Genomic DNA, 4,220 nt, shown 5'->3' with positions numbered 1-4,220 from the left:
CGTTGATGCGTCGTTTATCTTTGATGGCAGAGAACTCGGACATCAGGAAAAAAGAGTGTAGAATACTGGCTAGATTCATGGTGGTTGGCGCTTTTTGTGTTGTAGTGACCCATAATCGCCGATTATCATGGATCTGACTACCTTTTTTATCCTATCTCACTGATTCTTCTATGTAAGAAGTGGGGAGCCATCAGAGTTGGGATGTCGAACGCCCAGAGCTTTTAGTATTTGATGCCGATTTCGTTGAGCAAAATGTTTATGCAGGTGGACAAGTCACTGCCGACCAACGAAAAAACCTATTGCAATTTGCTCTTGGCGAAAATGCTGTTGTTGCGCAACAAGAATATGATCTTGCAGATAATAATGCGAAAATAGCAGTCAGTTCTTTACGTGAAACAAGCGATCAATTGGAAGTGTTGCATAGAGGTTTGACGCAAACTCAATTTGAAAGAATAGCCGAAGTTGTAGATGCGGATGACCAAATATCAGTTCTCAATGGCAAGATCGCCGAAGCACAAAACATCGGCCTTATTCAAGCTAAGGCATTGCCTCAAAAATTAGTGACACCGACACTTAATGTGGATGATGTTTTCAATATTTTAAGTACGTCCCTTGAAAATATAGACCTAGCTGCGGAACAGCAAGTAAAAGAGCATTTAAATATTCACAATAAGAATCGTTTGGAGAAATGGATAAGTGACGGCCATGCATATGGTGATGAAGGTAATTGCTTGTATTGCAACCAACCTCTTGAAGGAGTCGAATTAATACAATCATATCGTAGTTACTTTAATCAAGATTATAATCAACTTAAATCAGATGTTTCTCGACTGAAAGGCCTTATTAACGCAAGCTGCTCAAATGAGATAATTGACAGATTAAAGTCACGATTTGAAACTGCCAGCGCAGTCATTGATGGATGGCAGGAGCATGTTGAGATAACACCACCAACATTCGATGAAAGTTCGGCAAGGGATGCTTTTTCTAGTATTGGAAATCTGTTAAACACTTTGAGAGAAAGCAAAGAAGTTAATTTGCTTGATTCTGTTGGCTCTGGAGTGGATAGAAACGAAGTCGATAGAAAATGGCAGGAAGTATTAGATATTGTCGTTGCATGTAACGACTCAATTTCAAATGCTATAGCTGTTATAGCAGACTACAAAAACAATTTGGCAGCTCTAAGTATTGATAATTTGCGCAATCAAATCCGTGATTTGGAGTGGGCTAAAATACGTTACAGGCAAGATGTTAAAGATTTATTTTCACAGCTTGCATTGGATAAAAGACAAGACGTAGCTGCAAAAGCTGAAAAGCAAACCAAAAAAGACGCCTTGAATCAAATCATGTAGGCAACACTAGAAAGTTATAAAGATCGTATTAATGAGCTTTTGCGCGGTTTTGGTGCTCAATTTCTGATTCCTAATATTGATTTTAATTACCGGGGTGGTTTGAGAAGTGACTATGTATTGCAAATGCGCGGTGCCAATATTGCTTTAAATGGTGGTGTACCAGATTTTAATACTTCTTTGAGCGAAGGTGATAAGAGAACTTTAGCCTTTGCATTTTTTATTGCATCAGCAGAATCAGACCCTGATCTTGCCAGTAAAATAATTATAATTGACGACCCAATGTGTAGCTTGGATCTTAATCGCAAACAACAAACACGCACTGTATTAAAACGATTGCATGATAATTGTGAGCAGATCATAGTTCTCGCACATGATGTTCATTTTCTTCGAAACCTCCGTGATGATGTGCTTCGCACAGGAAACCCAAACAATGTTAAGTGTTTAAAGTTAAAGGCGGTTGCCAATCGCTATAGCGACTTTGATGAAATAAATATTGACCAAGAATGTGAGAGTGCATATTTCAAATGTCATAGGATGCTTGATGAATATATGGCAGGAAATGCTCAAAGCAGTATGGAGATAGCGAGGTCAATAAGACCTATGCTTGAGGGATATTTACACAGAAGGTTCCCAGGAATGATAAATAGCGGTTTACTATTCGGGGAGATAGTAAACCAAATTAATAGTGCCCAGCCTCCTAGTCCTTTAGTTCATGCGCAAAATATTACAGCGGAACTTAATGAAATCAATCGCTATGCTGGTCAGTTTCATCACGATACTAATCCAGCAGCTGATCAGGTTCATATTATTGATGGAGAGCTGCTTAACTTTGCAGAAAGAGCTATAAAGGTCATTCATGCAGGGACTCCATAAACTTAATGGTGAAAAATGTACAGCACATAACAAGTTGCTGCACTCGGAAAAATTACTCGCTGCGCTCCCAATTTTCCGGTGAGCAAGGCGTTATGCGCCAAAAATTGGATTCACATCCATGCTTTTGTGGAGGATGCGGATAATCTCAATATTTTGACTGCCGATCTGACGATAAAATATTACGTGACTTCCTTGTGGAAACTTTCTGTAGCCATCGCGAATTTCGTCACAGGCTTTACCAATGTCAGGATTTTCGGCTAACAGCCAAAATGAGTCATCAAACTGTTTTAGATAAATATTTCGCTGTTCGCGACCCCAACGTCGAGAGCTAAACAAGGCTATATCTCTTAAATCAGATTTCGCCTTGTTAGTTAACTGAAATGGTCTCATTTTCTCTCTTCGCTATCTAACTCATTGATAAACGAATCAAGGTCATAATCCGCAACTCCGCTTTCTTCACCTTCAACAAGCAACTGGCGTAAAGTGTTCATTTTAGTTTCTTGGCTTTCAAGTAAACGTAAAGCGGAACGAATGACTTCACTTGCAGAGCCATAGCGACCGCTTTGGATTTGATTAGCAATAAAACCGTCAAAATGGTCACCCAAAGTAATACTAGTGTTCTTAGCCATAACATAGCCCTCAATACCAATAGATACCTAATTATGGTACTGGTTAGGCTTGGATGCAAGGCGCATAACAAACGAGTACGTCGTCAATCCTAAATTTTAGCGAGGTTTTTATCCCATATCACGCCGTCTCTGAGCATCGAATTTAAGATCACTACTATATTGCGTACTACGAGGCGTTGTAGATCAACGCGCTGAGTCTATCGATGCACCTCTGTCGACTGGCACAACTGCATCCAAGCCTCGGCGGTGCGTGAGACATAGCGCTCGCCGTGCCAGACTAAGCCGAGTTGCCATTCAATCGCTGGGCTTATCGGTTTCACCAGCAATAACTCACTGTCTTCTAAGCTGGCGCTGAGGCGCTGGCATAAGGGCGCAGGTAAAAACGCTACCCCTGCACCACTTTTCACCAAGGCGGCTAAAAAATCCCACTGACTGCTACGCGCGGCAATGGTGGGCTGATAACCATGCTCTTCACAGCGGGCAATAATCCGATCGCTTAGAGTAAATTCGGCGCTATACAGATAAAACGGTTCGTCTTTCACTGCCTGCCATGTCAGGCTTTTTTGCGCACGCCACGCGGCTTGGTTAGGCAGCACTGCATAAATGGGGTGTGTTTGTAAGGGTAAGCTTTGCAAGCACTCAGGCTGGGTGTCGGTGAGCATGGTGATTGCTACATCAATCTCACCATTGATCAGGGCTTGTTCGGTGCGCCGCCCACCGTATTCGACAATACTGAGCGCGACATTTGGGTAGCGTTGTCGGTACTCACGCAGCACATTGGCATACAGCGGCCCTATCATCGGTGGCATCCCCAATCTAAGCTGGCCGCGCGCCAGTTGATTGAGATCGTCGAGCTCGGTATTTAGCTGCTCGAACTCAGCAATAATGCTCTGCGCACGCTGATACACCACCTCACCAGCATCGGTTAACCAAAACCGCCTTCCCTCTCGGTGCAACAACGGCTGACCCACATCTTGCTCAAGGTTACGCACCATTTTACTGATTGTCGGTTGCGTCACATGCAACGACGCTGATGCGGCAGTAAAGCTCTGCTTTTCCACTAAGGCAATAAAATAGCGCAACGCACGAATATCCATAAACGGCCCTTAAAAGCTGTCTGTTAACCATGCCATTTTGGCATAGTTGATGGCGAAAAAAGCAGAGGAACTGGCACTTGTTACCAAACGTCACTAGGTTACACTTTCGGTAGCATGAAGCAGTCTCTCATCAGGGCGAGATCGCGAACGTTTTTTAACCAAAAAAGGATCGGTTTGACGATCACCTCTGGCTGTGATCATATAGGCAGATTCTAAAATAGTTCGGGATAGATACCGTGGATATCGATACATTTAAAGACTACTTCAGCGCA

Annotated in this window: 5 protein-coding genes; 2 read left to right on the top strand and 3 right to left on the bottom strand. The window is 42.7% G+C overall.

Annotated features, from left to right (window positions below):
- Positions 1-179: 179 nt before the first annotated feature.
- Positions 180-1,349, top strand: coding sequence for an AAA family ATPase (locus DZ54_RS25555; protein ID WP_205619402.1), 1,170 nt, complete (start codon positions 180-182; stop codon positions 1,347-1,349).
- Positions 1,350-1,388: 39 nt separating this feature from the next.
- Complete coding sequence (locus tag DZ54_RS25550; protein WP_205619401.1) at positions 1,389-2,222, top strand: AAA family ATPase; 834 nt, start codon at positions 1,389-1,391, stop codon at positions 2,220-2,222.
- 90 nt (positions 2,223-2,312) lie between these two features.
- Here the strand turns inward: DZ54_RS25550 and DZ54_RS0113170 are convergent, their stop codons facing one another.
- The 3 genes from DZ54_RS0113170 to DZ54_RS0113160 all read right to left on the bottom strand — a co-directional run bounded on the left by DZ54_RS0113170 (position 2,313) and on the right by DZ54_RS0113160 (position 3,948).
- On the bottom strand, positions 2,313-2,612 hold the full coding sequence (locus DZ54_RS0113170) for a type II toxin-antitoxin system RelE/ParE family toxin (protein WP_025674569.1): 300 nt from the start codon (positions 2,610-2,612) through the stop codon (positions 2,313-2,315).
- Positions 2,609-2,851, bottom strand: coding sequence for a type II toxin-antitoxin system ParD family antitoxin (locus tag DZ54_RS0113165; RefSeq protein ID WP_025674567.1), 243 nt, complete (start codon positions 2,849-2,851; stop codon positions 2,609-2,611). The genes DZ54_RS0113170 and DZ54_RS0113165 overlap by 4 nt, the downstream gene beginning before the upstream one ends.
- A gap of 197 nt (positions 2,852-3,048) precedes the next feature.
- The gene (locus DZ54_RS0113160; RefSeq protein WP_025674566.1) at positions 3,049-3,948 is read right to left on the bottom strand and encodes a LysR family transcriptional regulator; all 900 of its coding nucleotides are present in this window, start codon (positions 3,946-3,948) and stop codon (positions 3,049-3,051) included.
- Positions 3,949-4,220: the final 272 nt, after the last annotated feature.

The sequence above is a fragment of the Salinivibrio socompensis S35 genome (assembly GCF_000513715.1).
In the GTDB taxonomy this organism is placed as follows: domain Bacteria; phylum Pseudomonadota; class Gammaproteobacteria; order Enterobacterales; family Vibrionaceae; genus Salinivibrio; species Salinivibrio socompensis.
Note: the sequence above shows the minus strand (reverse complement) of the source record. Positions and strands in the feature narration are given on the sequence as shown.